General features: G+C 62.5%; 6 protein-coding genes. 4 read left to right on the forward strand and 2 right to left on the reverse strand.

The annotated features are described in order from the left end of the window. Window positions 1–122: 122 nt before the first annotated feature. Complete coding sequence (locus tag BGC09_RS03755; protein WP_069802243.1) at window positions 123–1,802, reverse strand: tetratricopeptide repeat protein; 1,680 nt, start codon at window positions 1,800–1,802, stop codon at window positions 123–125. A 256-nt stretch (window positions 1,803–2,058) separates the two neighbouring features. After that, window positions 2,059–3,642: an acyl--CoA ligase family protein gene (locus tag BGC09_RS03760; RefSeq protein ID WP_069802245.1), complete on the reverse strand. Its 1,584-nt coding sequence runs from the start codon at window positions 3,640–3,642 to the stop codon at window positions 2,059–2,061. A gap of 734 nt (window positions 3,643–4,376) precedes the next feature. On the opposite strand from BGC09_RS03760, the gene BGC09_RS23350 reads away from it, so the two are divergent. From BGC09_RS23350 to BGC09_RS03780, 4 genes are all read left to right on the forward strand, one after another. Then, on the forward strand, window positions 4,377–11,207 hold the full coding sequence (locus BGC09_RS23350) for an RHS repeat domain-containing protein (RefSeq protein WP_176728830.1): 6,831 nt from the start codon (window positions 4,377–4,379) through the stop codon (window positions 11,205–11,207). Between the two features lie 138 nt (window positions 11,208–11,345). Further along, complete coding sequence (locus tag BGC09_RS23355) at window positions 11,346–13,952, forward strand: hypothetical protein (RefSeq protein ID WP_069802249.1); 2,607 nt, start codon at window positions 11,346–11,348, stop codon at window positions 13,950–13,952. Between the two features lie 163 nt (window positions 13,953–14,115). Beyond that, a complete protein-coding gene (locus BGC09_RS23360; RefSeq protein ID WP_069802251.1) occupies window positions 14,116–15,744 on the forward strand; it encodes an SMI1/KNR4 family protein in 1,629 nt (542 codons plus the stop codon). A gap of 765 nt (window positions 15,745–16,509) precedes the next feature. Further along, on the forward strand, window positions 16,510–17,175 hold the full coding sequence (locus BGC09_RS03780) for a TetR/AcrR family transcriptional regulator (protein ID WP_069802254.1): 666 nt from the start codon (window positions 16,510–16,512) through the stop codon (window positions 17,173–17,175). Window positions 17,176–17,210: the final 35 nt, after the last annotated feature.

Consider the following 17,210-nt stretch of genomic DNA (forward strand, 5'->3'; position numbering starts at 1 on the left):
TGAGTGCGAGGAGCGAGGGATGGTCAGCCGGTCTGCTTCAGACGGGCGCTGGAGTCGTCGCTGCTCGTGGCGGTCGTGGATGGTTTGAGTGGTCGGAAGGATCGAGCGGAGGAAAGGGGCTATCACTGCTCAGTGTGGGCCTGCTGGAAGTGGCGGTAGGTCTCGCGTAGCCGGCGGGTGAGCGGATGATCAGGGCCAGCTGAGCGCTCGTAGATGGCCAGTGCGCGCGCAAGCAGGGGCAGCGCTTCCTCAGAGCGACCCACATCTTTATAGAGAAGCGCCAGATTGTACAGGATAGTGGCGGCGCGCCGGTCAGTTGGACCGAAGGTCTGCTCGCAGATTGCACGAGCACGCTCCAGCAGAGCAAGGGCCTCGGCCAGGCGGCCCAGATTGCGATAGAGGAGCGCCAGATTCTGCAGAATAGCGCCGGTAAGGCTCGGGACCGGCTGAGGAGCCTGCTCGCTGAGCGAGAGAGCATGCTCGAAGAGGGCGCACGCCTCTGGAACGCGGCCCTGACGCTCGTAGCAGAGCGCCAGCGTGTTCAGGGCGGCAATCGTCTTAGGATGGGATGGACCGAAAACCTGCTCGGCGAGCGGGGCCAGGCGTTCGAAGAGAGGGAACGCTTCAGTCAAACGTCCTGCCCTCAAATAGAGAGAAGCCAGAGACTCAAGCGTAGCGACGGTCAGAGGGTGAGCGGAACCGAGCGCCTGCTCGCGGATAGCCAGTGCGCGCTCAAACAGAGGTGGGGCCTCCGAGGGACGACCCACGAGGCGATAGGCGAAGGCCAGATCGTGGAGCGAAGCCGCCGTCTCAGCGTGCTCGGGGCCGAGCACCTGCTCGCGAATAGAGAGCGCCTGCTCAAATAAAGGGACTGTCTCCTGATAGCGTCCGTGCTGGTGCAGATAGGTGCCGGCCTGCTGAAGCAAGCTGGCTGCGGCGGCGGTCTGCAGCGCTGGCTCCTTCGCGATCCAGGCGGCGCAGTGCAGCGCGTGCGGCAGCAGACCCTCATAGAGGGGCCAGTGCTCTGGCTCCTGACCCGGGTAAGCGGTGACCAGGGCCTCGATGGCCAATCGCTGCCGGGCTGTCAGCTCCTCTGCAGGCAACTGCTCAGGCAGGGTCTCCTGCACCAGCTCATGGAGCTGTAGATTGCCGCTCTGAGGCGCACGGGCGAGCAGACCATCGGCTTCCAGCGCCGCAAGCGCGGCCATCAGGGCAGAGCGATCAGCAGCCATTGCGGCCAGCGGGTGTGACACTCGGGCCAGCCCTTCTGTCAGCAGGCTCTCTGGAACAGGGGCAGGCGCCAGGCAGGAGCAGAAGAGCAGCAGCTCAGCAGCGACGGCGTCGCGCTGGCGAATGCGCTCAAAGAGCAGACGGCCCAGAGCGCAACGGAGACCGCGCTCAACCTGGCGCAGTCCCTCCTCGGGATCGTCGCGACTGACGAGCGCCAGCCCATCGGCGGGCAGCGGCGTCAGATCGCCGACCACGCTCTCTCTCCACGCGCAGGCGCGCAGCATAATCGGGAGGAGCAGCCTCTCACCGGCATCATGACGCTGCCGAACCTGCTGCAGTTCAGCAAGGCACGCCGGCGAGACCAGATAATCGGGGCTGAGCAGAGCCAGGAAGAGAGCAGCACCGGAAGAACCACCTGCGCAGTCAATAGAGGGCGGGCCATCGTCCCCGAGCGCGATCCAACCCTGAGCCGCCAGCGGCCTCAGCAGCCTCAGCAGGCGCTCGTGCCAGGTGCCATCGGTAACAGTCCCGGACCAGGAAACCAAGACTGCAATCGCGCAGGGCCTTTCCATTGCCCTCCCTCACGTCCTGCCTTGCTCAGGGTGCAGCAACGCAGCTAGAGATAGATAAGCGTTAACCGACTGTAACCAGTATATGTAACAGCAGGGAAGAAAGCAAGAGGCACAGTGGAGGCGTAAGAGCGTGGTCGCCACTCAAGTGGCATAGCGGGAGACAGCCGGGCCCAGCCCAGAAGAGCGCCCAAGGCGGTTCTAAGACTGGGCGCTCTTCTGGAGAAACATGGTCAGCAGCCGCTGCTTCTTATCCTAATTAATTAATACGCTTCTCGCGTCCAGCCCATTCGCGTTCACGCAGCACAAACTTCTGAATCTTGCCCGTCGATGTCTTCGGCAGGGCGCCGAAGGAGACTGCCACGGGGCACTTAAAATGCGCCAGATGCTGGCGGCAAAACTCGATGATCTCCTGCGCCGTCGCGCCGTGGCCGGGCTTCAGCGTCACAAAGGCCTTCGGGCGCTCGCCCCAGGTCGGGTCGGGGATACCGATCACCGCGCACTCCAGCACGGCGGGATGCCGCGCCACCACCTGCTCGACCTCGATCGTTGAGATGTTCTCGCCGCCCGAGATAATAATGTCTTTGGCGCGATCGCGCAGTTCGATATAGCCATCGGGATGCCAGACCGCCATGTCACCAGAGTGAAACCAGCCGCCGGCAAAGGCCTTCTCCGTCGCCGCGGGATTCTCATAATAACCCTTGGCCACATTATTGCCACGCATCAGCACCTCGCCCATCGTCTGCCCATCCCAGGGCACATCTTGCATCTCGCTGTCGACCACGCGCGCCCGCTCGGCGACCACGTAGCCCTGGCCCTGGCGCGCCAGCAAGCGGGCCTGCTCCTCCTCGGGCAGCGCGCTCCATTCCTCATGCCACTCGCAGACCGTGTACGGTCCATAGGTCTCCGTCAGCCCGTAGACGTGGATCGGGCGCATATTCAGACGGCGCATCTGCGCCAGCAGCGTCGGCGACGGCGGCGCGCCGGCGACGGTCACCGTTACCCCGCGCTCGATGGGGTGGGCCTTCGGATGGTTCACAATAAAGATATGCACCGTCGGCGCTCCGTTGTAGTGCGTCACCCCTTCCTGCTCCAGCAGGTCCCAGACCAGACCAGGATCGGCCTTGCGCAGGCAGATATGGCGTGCTCCCACAGCGGTTACTGCCCAGGGAAAACACCAGCCATTGCAGTGGAACATCGGCAGCGTCCACAGATAGACGCTGCTGCTGCTCATGCCTGTCTCGATGACCTCGCCCAGGGCGTTCAGATAAGCGCCGCGGTAGGTATACATCACGCCCTTCGGGTTGCCCGTTGTGCCTGACGTGTAATTGATCGAAATCGTCTCCTCCTCGTCCTCCAGCCAGCTCTCCGGTGGTTCTGGCGAACCGGCGGCCAGAAACTGCTCATAGGGATCGTCTGGCTGCCCGGTGTCATCGATGCGCACCAGCTCGACGCCGGGCAGCTCTAAGGATTCCACCAGTGGCAGCAGCTCGGCGTCGACAAAGAGGAAGCGTGAGCCGGAATGCTTCAAAATATAGTCGATCTCCCTACTGGTCAGGCGCGTATTGATTGCCACCAGGATGCCGCCGGCGGCGGGCACGCCGAAATGAGCTTCGAGCAGGGCGGGGGCATTGGGACTGAGGAAGGCGACGCGGTCGTGTTTGCGCAGGCCGGCGGCGCGCAGTTGGTTGGCCAGGCGATAGACGCGCTCGGCGAACTGGCGGTAAGTATAGCGGCGCTCGCCGTGGACTACAGCCACCTTATTGGGGAAGACGAGAGCGCTGCGCTCCAAAAAGCTGACCGGCGTCAGCTCGCTGCGGTAGACCTTGGTAGTGGCGGCCATACAGATTCTCCCTCCTTATCGTTCCCGTCGACAAGGGGACGGCGCAGGCTCACAGAGAAGCCTGCTGCACCTTCTTCCCTGGTCTGGCCTGTTGATGCTGCCGTGCTGATGTAGGGGTGGGGTGTCTTGCTGTCTGCATCTTTCCCCCGACAACAGGCCGGCCAGGCTGACCATAGTTGTTATTGCTTAGTATACATCATGGCAGGTCGCCTTGAACTCCGCTGCCACCCCTATGTCCAGGTAAAGCTCTGTATCTTAGCGTAGGCTTCTCAAGCCAGAGAAGCTTCGTTGGTTAGAAGGAGGATAGTGCCTCCCTTTCCTAACTGTGGAACTCTGTTCGTAAAGTTGCTCTACTTGAGCAGCCAGATATTGACAATCATTATTTATTAGAGTATATCATATACAGGATATTATATATAGGAGAGGCACTCTAAGGATCAAACTCTGATCCTTCTCGATTCCCTCCTCTTTCTATATATATACGTACTGTCTACCTGCAGCCTACTCTTGCAGTGATCCACATGATCAGGGGGGTATTTTTATGTCTTCGAATGCTCCTCATAATGATTCAGGCCGTTTTTGTCCCCATACAGTTAGAAATACTATTACTCGTGAAGGCGGAAAAAACGGTTTTTTTATTTTTGGCTTTCATGTGCCTGCTCATATGGCATCTGCTAGGGCAGGAGTGGACACTCATCGCGCCGGTAGCGCATGCCCAATCATGGCCACCGGCCTTGGCTCCGGCGCAGCTGACCTTTGCCCAGTTTCTGCAGCAGCGTCAGCCAGCAAATAACCCAGACTCGTTCAGCTTCCCAGCCAGGGTGCCGGCTCTGCCTGTCGATAGCGAGCCGACCCAGCTGGCCACGCTCCCCAGCGCTCAGCCAGCGACCATGAAGCCTCTTGCGCAGAGCCTGAGTCCGGCCTTGTTGAGCGGCTCAGCGGGCAACGGCAGCGGTGTTCTGGATCTCCAGGGTAGTGATGGGCGTCTAGAGATCCAGATTCCTGCTGGATCACTTGACTTTTCGCAGGCGCAGATTGTCAACACTAGTGCTTCCAGCGCAAGCGTTAGCTCTCCCTCCCCGCGGCTTACTCCCATTCCCGTAGCCTCTCCGACGCCTACTCCCTCACCCACGGCGTCGCCGGTACCCACTCCCTCGCCTACTCCCTCACCCACTCCTCCACCGACGGGTACGCCGACACCCCCCTTCTCACTGAACGTGACCCAGCTCCACGGTCTTTTCCCTGCGGCGGTCAGTGTGCTGGGTATGTATCAGATCCAGGTTACCGACAGCCAGGGTCGTCTGGTGAGCGGCGTTCGTCTGCAACAGCCTATTACCCTCCTCTACCACTATCAACCAGATGACCTGGCCCGCCTCGATCTCGACCCGGGCACGCTCTGGCTGACTTGGCCCGATGCCATTGCGGCAGCGCGTGCTGCTGGACAACCCTTCTCCCAGTATCAGGTTCCTCTCCAGAACGACCCGCAAACGCACACGCTGTCGGCTCAGGTCACAGCGCTGGCCAGTGGCACGCTGGCCATCAGCGGTGCTGCAGCGAATGGTGCACCACCGACCCCGCTGCTGGACGCTGTGCAAGGCAACTCAGGGCAGTTCTCCTACAGCTATCCACTCTCGGTCGTCGCTGGTCCGCCGGGCACGACGCCGGCCCTGGCCCTGGTCTATTCCAGCGAGAGCACCAACGAGCGTCACAACACCTCGGCTCCCAGTGGCATGCTGGGGGAAGGTTGGTCCCTATCTGGCCTGGGAGCGATCACTGCTGACGACTATCCCAGCGGCAGTGCCAAAGCGGGAACCTGGTATTTCCTGAGCGGAGCTGGTGCCAGCGATCGCCTTGTGCCCAATCCGGGAAGCACCACCAGCTTCACCCCACAGCACATTAACGGCTATCGCATTCAGATGATGAATGCGAATACCAGCACGCCCTGCTTCCAGGTCTGGGACGCTGTTGGAAATTACTACACCTTCGGCTGTACCAGCGACTCACTGCAATATGTCATTGAGAGCGATGGGACACGCCAGAACTACGAGTGGGACCTGAATCGAATCACCCTGGCCAATGAAGGGCCAGGGACCGCGGGGCGTTACATCAACATCACCTACTTTCAAGACAAGACCTCGCATGGGGTGCGCAGCGCGGCGCCGCGTCAGATTGTCTACGGAGATGCCTCCGGTGTGGCCGGCACGATTGACTTCTACTACCGTGCTCCCTTCAGTAGCGAGCCCTATGTCACCAGCTACGGAACAAACTACAACTGCAGCAAGGCGCCTCCCGCCGATACCACGCTGCGCTGCGATGATCCCCTGGATCATCCCAATGGTCTATCGGCTCCGTCCGTGATGAGCACCTTCAGCCTGCAGCAGATTGTCAGCTACATTGGTGATGACAGCAGCGCCTCGCACAGAGCCTATAGCTATCAATTCGCCTACCACGACGATCCCTTTGCACAGGCCTGGGATGACTATACTCAGATCCAGACCTATGACGCTGGCAATCACCTGCTCACCCAGGTTACTCCAACCGTCTATCAGAACGGCACTGCGCATAACCTGAGGCCGCTGGTACTGACCTATACTTCGGACGGGCTGGCCGATGGCTATATCGATTTAAGCCATTCCATACAGAATGGCCAGCAACACTATACTCAGATCACCTACTGGCGTTATCTGACCCGGGTAGTTGATGAGCAGACTGGTCAGGGAGCCAGCATCAGTTATGCCACGGCCACCGCGAACGCTCACGGCACCCCCTATGACAGCGCCAGCGGTGACGATCGCCACGATCCTCTCTATTGCAGTACGCACAGCGACTGTACGGGGACCTTTGCTCATCCCGACGATAAGCAGTGGGGCGTCCAGGTTGTCACCCGTATCACCGCTCTGGGCACAGACAGCAGCGCCTCGGCCATTCCCAAAGCCACCTATGTCTTCCACTATCGGCTCAAGGTTGTAGGCACCGGTTGTCCCACAGACTCCCAGGGCGACAGCGACTGTCTGGCCGATAGCTGGGCTCCCCCCAGCGAAGGCGACTGGATGGATTTCTACCATCAGGAGTTTCGCGGCTTCCAGTGGGTCTACATTACGACCCCTGCTGGCAACCTGATTGCACGAGCCTACGCCACGACCAACGGCTGGGGTTCGCAGGCTGGCGACAGTGGCAACTACACGGCGGGCAATCTCTATGAGGAGGACATCTATCAAGGCAACAGCACCAGCAGCCCGCTGCTCAAGCAGACCAGGAATGTCTACGCCGGCAACGGCATGCACAATGCTTGCGATGGGCGCTACGATCTCACCTACGTCCCTTGTGCTGTGCTCTTGCTGACCAGTAAGACCACCTTCTACGAGGGGACGAACAACAGTAATGCCCCCTGGGTCCAGGTCAGCAATACCTACGCGGGCTACAGCTCCACCGACGGCATCGATCAGAGCCAGTATCAGAACCTGCTTTCGCAGCAGATCACGGCCTCAAACGCTCCCACGATCACGCGCAGCTGGACCTATCAGCCCACCGACACCACCATCAACGGCTGGGTCTATCACAATCTTCGCTCGGTTGTGCATAGCCAGCTCACTGACAGTAGCGGCCATGTCTGGCTTTGCCAGGACACGAGCTACGATGAGGGGGCGGCCTCGGGGGTGCCGCGTCCGGCTGCCGGCTGGCCCACAACTGTCACGACCTCCAGCGACTGCACCAACCCCAGCCAGACGGCCCTGACCACCTATTACGGTTACGACGCCGATGGCAATCTGCTGGCGAGCGTTGACGCCGTTGGCGTGGCCAACCCCAGCCTCTACGCGAATGCGGGCTGTAGCCTGAGCAGCGCCCCCTCCTTCATGTCCTCTGCCTGGACCACCGGTCACTACACCGGCTGCACCACCTACGACAGCTATCAGGCTCGTCCCGTTAGTGAGACGAACGCCCTGGGGCAGACGGTGACCCTGGCCTATGACTATACTCAAGGCGGCCTCCTGCGCAGTACGACCGATGTCAATGGCCAGACCACCAGTCAGAACGTGAGCTACAATGGCGCCAATACGACCACCAGCGTCACGCTGCCGCTGGAGACGGCCAGCTATACGGATCAAGAGACCGTCAATCCTTCCGCTTGTACCGCCAGCAGCAGTCTGCCCTGCTACGAAGTTGACACAGTCAGCAGCCTCTACCCCAACGCTGTCAGCCGCACCTTCTACGATGCGCTGGGGCGGGCTGTCGAGACGCGCACGCCGGGTCCCACGTCGGGTCAGGACACGATCGTCTTCACGGTCTACGACGACAGCACCAACAGCGTCTTCCGGAGCGTGCCATTCCAGGTTGCGAGCGGCAGCGGCTGGGTTGATCCCAACGGCGCCGTTGACATCAATGGCCAGGCGCCTGGCGGCACTGTCACCTTCTACGACGCGCTCGGGCGGGTCATCGCTGAGCGTGATCCAAACTACGGCTCCAGCCAGGAGCCAGGGATTGCCTGCTCGGCGGTCCTGAGTGGGACCTACACCGCTTGTGTCAACTACGGTCTGGGGAGCCCGGTCGGAGACAGCACGCTCTACAGCTACGTTCAGAGCATCGATGCTGACAATCACATGACAGTCAGCTTCAGCGATGCCCTGGGCCGCACTCGTTACAGCCAGACCTACAACAGCGTGGCCAGCCCATCGGCCTCGGCGATCAGTAGCAACGTAGCCGCTCAGCGGGCAGTGCAGTACAACGCCCTTGACGAACCGACCGTTGTGACCGTGACCGATCTAGCGCCGCAGGCCGGCCAGACCATCACCAGTGTCAGCACGAGCATGAGCTACGATGATCTGGGCCGGCTCGTGCACCTCTTTGATCCCGATCGTGGTCCCCACGACTATAGCTATGATCCCGATGGGCATCTAGTGACCGATGTCTCCGGTTCGCGCACGCTGGGCTACATCTATGACCTGTTGGGGCGGCTGGTCTGTATGCAAGACGCAGCCCCGGCCCAGAGCGTGGCGGTGGCCTGTAGCAGCGGGGCCCATCCCTTTGTCCAGAACACCTACGACACAAGCACCCTGGGTAGCCAGGGGGACAGCGACTTCCCCGTTGGTCGCCTCACGCAGAGCGTTGCCACGACCTGGTATCCCGACGGCAGCTCGGCGACGGTCACTGAACGCTTCCAGTATGACCAGCGTGGGCGCCTGACGACCAGTACGCTGGCGCTGGGGTTGCCGGCCTCCTGGAACGTAACGACCCCGCTGCCGACCTATCAGCAGCAGATCAGTTACAACGACGCCGATCAGGTCACGACCACCACGACCAGCACCAGTGTAGCGGGTGACCCGGGCTACAGCTTCACGCAGGTCTATGATCCCGACGCTGGCACCCTGGTCGCTCTCAGTCCCACGACGGGGAGCAGTCCCTTGCTGGCGAGCGTGACCTACAACGCGCGCGCTCTGCCTGACACGGTGACGATCCAGACAGCCAGTGGAAGTGCTCCAGCCGCCACGGAGCAATTCAGCTACGATGCCGATTTGCGTCCGGTGGCGGTGCAGGCGCTCTGGGGCAGCGGTAGCGGTCAGAGTGGCAGCATCTTCAGCCAGACGCGCAGCTACGATGTCGCTGGCAACGTCCTCAGCCTGACCACGCAGCAGAGCACTGTCTCGGGTGTAGCGAACTCCGGCGGGAGCGAGACGCAGGTCTTCTGCTATGACGCGCAGGAGCGCCTTGTCTGGGCGGGCAACCTGGGGACGCCGCCGGCGGCGGGCAATGGTCTCTGTGGTAGTGCCACGCCCTCCAATATCATCAGCGGGGCGGGTTATAGCAGCAGTTTCAGCTACACCAATCTCGGTCAACTGTGGCAGGGGCCGCTCAATGGCAATGGGCCAGCCTTGCAGTACCTCTACTGCGACAGCACGCACCCGCACCAGTTGACGGGGCTTTACCCTGCCGGAACGACCTGTTCAGGCACTGGCGGCGTGGTGGCGCCCTACGCGGCGAGCTACGACCTCTGGGGGAACATGACTACGCGCAGTCTCAACGGGACGTCGCAGACACTGGACTATGATCCCCTGGATGAGCTGGTGCACTGGCAGAATCCGACTGCCTCGGCGGAGGAGTGGTATGTCTACGATGCCACTGGTGAGCGGGTGCTACGTCGCTCGGTGACGCCGGGGTCGGCGACGCTGACGGTCTACGCTTTCGGGCTGGAGGAGCATGCCTACACCGGTGATGGGCGCCTGCTGAGCACGACGCACTACTATGACCTGGGGGGCCAGTTGCTGGGCGAGCTGAGCGGTGTGGGGAGCCAGCCGGGCAAGACGCAGCTTTTCTTGACGGACCAGGTGGGTAGTGTGGTTGCGACCTTCAGCAATGCGGATGGGGCGGCGGCCCTGGTTGGGAACCAGGGGTATGGGCCGTATGGGAACCAGCGCTACCGGGCGGGCGACATGGGGACGGCGCGAGGGTTTACGGGCCAGTATGGGGATGATGTCAGCGGGCTGGACTACTATGGGGCGCGCTACTATGACCCGCAGGTTGGGCTGTTTCTGTCGGCGGACCCGGTCCAGGGGAATGCGCAGGGGGGGGATCCGTACGCCTACGTTGCAGGGAACCCGGAGACGTTCAACGATCCCTCGGGGCTGATGTATGTCTGCCCTGGGGTAGGGGGATGTGGTGGGGGGGGATCGAGTGCGGTGAAGGAAGGGGGGGCGGTAGGGCATGCGGCTGGTGGGGTGGTTGGGGTCGCCGCTGGTGGTGGCGGTTGTCTCTGGTGTGTCTCAGTCAGGGTTCCGCGGACGGGGGATGGCGGTGGTGGCCAGGGGGAAACTCCAGCCCCGTGTATGGAGACCTACTACAACGATGTGGTAGGCTGCAGTAAGCTGGTCAGTCAGGTCTCGCTGAAGGGAGCAGTGGGGGGCCAGCTCCCGCTGAGTTGCTCGCTGGCTATAGGGGATGTGCTGACTGGCGTCTCTATACAGGTGGGGATGAGCTGCGGGTCCATAGGGATCACGGTCACGGTGGATGTCGTTGGCCAGCACTGTATGACGACGTCGGTGATGGCCTGTGTGGATGGAGAAAGTGGTGAGAGTGGCAAGGAAGGAGAGGGTGCGGAGGAGCGAGATAATAGGGGAGTTGTTCTCCGCTTGGATGGAGGGGGAGGAGACCCGGGGTTGCCTCCTGATCAGCCCGTTCGGGCAGGGCCGGTTGGTGGGGGTGAGGAAGATTCCGCTACCCCTCAGCCGCCGCAGGAAGAAGACTTTAGAACGAAAACGCTGGTGACGGATGCTTACCGCGCGGCGGACCGACGTACGGGGCGGCTTAACCTCACCTTGAGGCCAGGGAAAGATATTGAAGGTAAAACGATTAAAGGCCTTTCTCACTTTGACAAGCCAGTTTCATTTCTCAAGGGACCTTTCTTCAAACTTCCGCGAGGTACCGTAGCGCCAGATGGGCTGATCTTCAAGTATGAGTGGAGACCGGCTTGGGGAGTCTACCACATTGTGATCGCTCCTGAGGGGGAGGAAATGACTTTGGAAGACTACTATCAAGCGCTGCAGGGATTGATTGGCCTCTATACCAGGGTCTAGATGTGTGCTGGGGGCTGGAGGGAGCAGTGCACTCCTTCGTGACCAGGGCCCCTGCCGGGGGCCGGCTGGGTGGGGAGGTGGCGGTGTGCTCGGTGTGCTGAACAAGAAAAGTGCCAGGAAGCTGTGAGAGGTGCAGAGATGAGCGCGATACAAGAGCGCTTCGATCGCTACGACCTGCTGGTGCATCGGAGTCGAGTGGTGGGGTGGGAGCGGCTGGTGGGGCGGGTGAGGAGGCTGAGGGAGTGTCTGCTGGCGCAGGAGGAGGAGCTGCTGCCGGTGCTGCTGGAGACGCTGGCCGAGCCCCCACGGCGGGGCTCAGCGACGACGGCCCTGGAGCTGCTGCAGGAGATGGCCTTGCCGGCGCAGGTGGCAGCGTTGCCAGCGGTGCTCAACCACGTGGGCGATCGCAATAATTGGGCCTGGCTTGATGCGGCGACCTTTCTGCAGCGCGTGCCGGTGGAGGAGCTGGTGCCGCATGTGATCGCAGCTCTGTTGTGGCCGTGGGAGCCGTATCACGAGCGATATACGACGGGGGAGACGACCTGGGAGGAGGATGTCTATGGGATACAGGATCTGCTGCTGCTGCCCGGGATGGATCGGGGGGTGGTCCGGGGGTGTGTGGAGGTGATCTACTACCAGCTGCTATGCGATGATCTATGGACGTGCCGGTCGCGGAGCTGGAGGGAGGGGGAGCGGCTGTATTGGCTGGAGATGGAGCTGGAGCTGCTGGAGCGGGGGGGAGTGCGGGAATGGATGGTGCCGGGGCTTATCGGGGTGATGAGGCATTACCCGGGGGCGGGGGAGCTGGAGCAAGTACAGAGGCTGCTGAGGGAGCTGCCGGAGGAGGGAGGGGCGGGCAGGCAGGAAGAGCGGTTGATGAGGCTGCTGGAGCCGAGGTGGGTGGAGCGGGGGGCAGAGGTGGGTGGGCAGGAGGGGGAGCTGGGAGAGATGGTGAGAGAGCTGGGGTCTGTAGGGAAGGAGAGGGGGACGGGACTGGCGTATGTCAGAGTGGTGTGGGAGCTGGAGGAAGAGAGGATGAGAGAGGGAGAGCCGGCAGCGGGGTGGGTGAGGCCAGGGGGTCGGGAGCTGGGGGTGTGGTTGAGGGTGCTGGAGCGAGTGGGAGTGGAGCCGTGGATGGCGCCGGCGCTGGTGGAGGTGGTGAGGAGGTATCCGCAGGCGGAGGAGGGGGAAGTAGCGAGGCGGCTGCTGGGAAGACTGCCGAAGGAGGAGCTGCGGCGGTATCGGGAGATACTGCGCTTGCTGGGGCTGGGGGAGCTGGTGGGCGAGGAGGCAGCCCCTCAGGCAGAGCGGGAGAAATGGGGGAGAGTGGGGCAGTGGAGTGAGGAGGAGAAGAGGGCTGGGAAGGAGATGGGGCGGGAGTGGGGAGAGCTGGGAGCGCTGGTGGAAGACTATGTGGAGAGCTATCATGAGTGGTGGTGGCATAGCGGTGAGCGGGAGAGACTGCGGCTGCAGGAGCTGAAGGAGCGCTTGCGGGCGGAGGGGGAGCGAGTGGTGGAGGTGCTGGCGGCGCTGCTGGAGGACCGGAGCCAGAGGGGGAGGATGACCCCGATCTTTGTGTTCTTGCAGGAACTGGGGTATCCGTGGAATGCAAAGGCGCTGGCCAGCGCGCTGCGTCTGGTGGGAGATCCCCAATATGAGCGTGGGGTGTTTACCCTGTTATGGGGGGTACCGGCAGTGGAGCTGCTCCCGCAGCTGCTGGTGGCGCTGCTGGTGCCAGGACGCCCGTATCATTGGGAGGGGGATGAGCAGGAGGAGGGAGAGACGGCGGGCTGTGGGCTGTCGAGCTATGACTTCTGGGTGCTGGATGTGTATGGGGGGCTGGCGGGATGGCTGGTGGAGCCGAGAACGGAGCAGGGGCTGGTGGAGCGGTGTGGGCCGGTGGCCTTCTACTTGTTGAGTTATGAGGTGGGGCGGTGGCGTAGAGGATGGGCGGGGGAGAGGTCTGCGGGGGTGGAAGTGTGGCTGAGGGTGGTGGAGAGAGCAGGGGTGCAGGAGTGGATGGCGCCAGCGTTGGTGGAGGTGGCGAGGCAGGAGCTGAAGACGTGGGAGGGGAAGATGGCCCGGCAGTTGCTGGGGAGGCTGTCGAAGGAGGAACTGCGACCGTATCGGGAGCTTTTGCGGCGGGCGGGACTGGGGGAGCTGGTCGGGAGGGAGGAGGAGCAGGAGCCAGGAGGGCAGGGGGCGGAGCGGTTGCGGGTGCTGGTGAGGAGAATGGAGGACCTGAGTGAGGAGGAGGTGAGGGAGGAGCTGCGGGGGATAGAAGAGGAGGAACTGCTGCCCTACGTGTTGGAGGCGGTGCAGGAGCTGGGGGAGGCAGAGGAAGAGAGCAGGCAGGAAGGGATCGGGAGGCTGCTGGCGCAGGGAGCGCTGGCAGGAGAGGTCGTGGAGGGATGCAGGGGAGTGGGGTACTATCAGCTGGCCTGGCTGCTGGAAGAGCGGAGGAGGAGAGAGCTGGACCCGCTGGCGGGGGAGGAAGAGCAGCAGGGAGGGCGGGGATGGTCGAAAGCGGCGCTGGAGCGGGGGTGTAGGGTGTGGCTGAGGGTGCTGGAGCGGGCGGGGGTGCAGGGGTGGATGGCGCCGGCGTTGGTGGAAGTGGCGAGAAGGTATCCGCAGGCGGAGGAGGGGGAAGTAGCGAGGCGGCTGCTGGGAAGACTGCCGAAGGAGGAGCTGAGGGCGTATCGACTGATCCTGGAGCAGAGTGGGCTGGGGGAGCTGGGGAGCTAAGAGGAGCCAGGGAGAGCAGGGCCGCTGATGGGGTGGGGAGTAGTGAAGAAGCCTCTCCGCTTTTAGGAGAGCGGGCAAGAAGGAATTTCGAGAGAGCCGGGGGAGACCTGGGCAGCCAGTGGATAGGAGAGCGAGCCGGAAGCGCATCAACAGGAGGAGAGCCATGGAACCAAGTAAGCGGATCGAAGAACATCGCCGAGGGTATGATCCGAGACAGGTGATGCGTGCGCTGCGGGAGAGCCTGGACGAGCGAGGGCGCCTGCGCGTGCTAGTGGAGGGCTGGCGCTGGGAAGTGAGTTTTCGTTTTGGGGAGCCCGCCAGCGAGGAGGAACTGCAGGAGCTGGAGGCGAGGCTGCGGCTGGCGTTGCCGGGGGTGAAGGTGCCGCTGCCGTGGAGCTATCGCGAGTGGCTCAAGGCGAGCAATGGCGCGGTGCTGTACCGAGATGAGGAGTATGGGCAGTGGGGGTACCGGCTCTTCAGCACGGCAGAGCTGATCAGCAAGCAGGTGGAGTGGCAGGCGACGCTCTATGATGAGCACTGGCTGCCCAGTGGGCTGGTGGTCGGGGAGCTGATCGGGGGCCGGGATACGATCGTGCTGGAGACAGGGGACGTGAGTGAGCAGAGTGGGGAGGGGATCGTGCTGTATGGGGATTGCGAAGAGAAGCCTGAGGAGTGGCGAGCGATCGCGCACAGCTTTGGGCAATGGCTCAGCTGGCTGGTGACGGCGCAAGGAGCTGGCTACTGGCAGTGGTTTGCGCCACAGCGGAGGGGTGGGCAGAGCGAAGGAGAAGAGAAAGGAAGGAAGCGGGCGAGATGGAAGCGATGGCCGGTGGTGGTGGACCCGCGTACGGGGGAGCGGGTGGAGGCGCCGGAGCTTGGGGAGAGGAGGAGGCTGGCGGCCTGGGAGCGAGAGCCGTGGGGGTATGCGGAGAGGAGGAGGTATGTGAGGAGGTGGAGGGAGCAGGGGAGGGAGGAGTTGCCAGGGGGCTGGAAGCGCTATGATCTGGTGCAGGTGGTGCCGAGGGAGTATGGAGGGAGCAATGAGGAGGAGAACCTGGTGCCGGTGGATCGGGAGGTGCATGGGTGGTTGATGGTGCCCTGGTGGCGGGAGTGGGAGTGGGAGCGAGGGAGAGAGAGGAGAGGAGCGAGCAGGAAGGAGAGGGAGGAGCGGAGCGAGCGAGGGAGGGAGGCAGCGGAGTGGACGCGGGAGGGACTCAAGAGGCTGAAGGAGCTGAAGGCGCGGGTTGGGCCGAGGGGGAAGGTGCAGGTAAGGGATGAGGAGGGGCAGGAGTGGGAGGCGTGGATGCAGTTTGGGGAGCCAGCAGGAGAGGAAGAGGTGAGGTCGTTGGAGGTGAGTTTGCGGCAGGGGGGAAAGGAGCTGAGGGGAGGGTTGGCAAGGGGATATCGCGAGCTATTGCAGGTGAGCAATGGGATGGAGCTGTATGTGGATGGGGAGGCGGGACAGTGGGGCTATCGGCTCTATCGGGCGGAGGAGGTGTATGGCCAGACAGTCTCTAGGGAACTGGCGTATGGGAGTGCGAGGTGGCCGGAGCGGTACCTGGTGATCGGGGAGACGTTGGGAGATGGGGATTTGATCGTGCTGGAGATGGGGGAGGGAGAGGAGTGGGGGGTGATCGACGGGGACAGTGGCTATGGGCCGGAGGAGTGGAAGCGGATCGCGGAGAGTGTGGGGGAGTGGCTGGCGGGGCTGATCGAGCATGAGGGGAGGAAATACTGGAGGGAAGAGGAGCAGCGCAGGGAGAGAGGGCTAGCGAGTGAGAGGGGGATATAGGGCATGGCTGGCAGGGAACCGTATCGACTGATCCTGGAGCGGAGTGGGCTGGAGGAGCTGGGGAGCTAAGAGGAGCCAGGGGAAGCAGGACCGCTGGCGAACGAGCAGGAGAAGGGCGGTTGCCGCCGGAGGGGGGTGCTTCTGGGAGAGCGAAAAACCAGGACCGGCCCACTGCTGACGCTTCAGGGCCGCTTTCATATTTGGAGAGCTGAATGACACCTATCGGACAGTACAGACTGGCAGGAAAACCGCTCTGGAAGCCTTCCGCGAGGTCGTAAAGGAAGGGGAAAAATATATCATCTATGGCTTGAAGCCAGGAGACAAGCTAAAGTGAAGAGCCGGCGAACCTGGGCAGGGAGGGGCGTCCCTCTGCTGGGAGCTCTTCCCTGCTTGCCGGGCCGAGGCCGGCGAGCGAGGAGGGAAGGATGGAGCACGAGAACGGCTATTGGCTGCTGGAGGCGGTGGCGGAGACAAACATTCCGAAAGACGCCAGGAAGATCGCAGGCTGGTGACCCCCTACGTACATGTGCCAGTGCATGCCAAAGACGATCTGAGGGATCTGATTCAGGCGACACTCACCAAGAATGCACAAGGCTTTCCTGCCCTCCTTTGAAGCACCACCTTAAACGGGCTGCAGGCCCATGCTCGCTACTCCCTATTCTCCCGTGGCTGGCCCTTGACATCCTTGCCTTCCCGGGATATACTCCTTATCAGTTGATAAATAAACAGACCAATCGGGAAAGAAAGGCGGCCTGGCGCAGCAGCATGAAAAAGCCAGCGCGGCGCGGCCCCCGCGAGGGTCAGACGCGCATCGTCAAAGAAGAAGAGAGCGAAGAGACACGGCGCCTCATTCTGCAGGTCGCCCAACAGCTCTTTATGGAATACGGCTATCGAGCCGTCACCACGCGGCAGATTGCTGATGCCTGCGGCCTGACGCAGCCGGCGCTCTATCACTATTTTGCCGACAAAGAAGCCCTCTATCTGGCGATGGCCCGCGAAGAGCTGGCCCGCCTCAAAGCGGTCCTGGAGCGCATCGCGCGCCGCAGCGAGCCTCTAGCCGAACGCCTGCGCCGCCTCGCCAGCTACCTGCTCACGACGACCCGCCACGACCTGGCGCTGATGCTGCACGACATCCGCTACGAGCTATCAGCCGAGGTGCGCGCGCAGCTCCACACGCTTTTCGAAGAGAGCCTGATTGCGCCCATCGCCGCAGTCTTCAGCGAGGGTTTGGAGCAGGGCCTGCTGCGCTCGCCCAGCGAAGGCGGCGTCGACGCCAGGATGGCCGCCTATCTCTTTATGAGCCTGATGTCCCGCTTCGTCGTCTGGGGACGCGAAACCCTGCCCGCCGTGGCCGAGAGCCGTCGCGAGACCCTCGCCAGCGAGCAGGCTGCCCTGCTCGTGCACGTCCTCCTCTACGGCCTGGCACGCTGAGCATCCTCTTTTTTTGTCGCAGAAATTTATCACTT

It is taken from the genome of Thermogemmatispora onikobensis, from assembly GCF_001748285.1.
Classification (GTDB): domain Bacteria; phylum Chloroflexota; class Ktedonobacteria; order Ktedonobacterales; family Ktedonobacteraceae; genus Thermogemmatispora; species Thermogemmatispora onikobensis.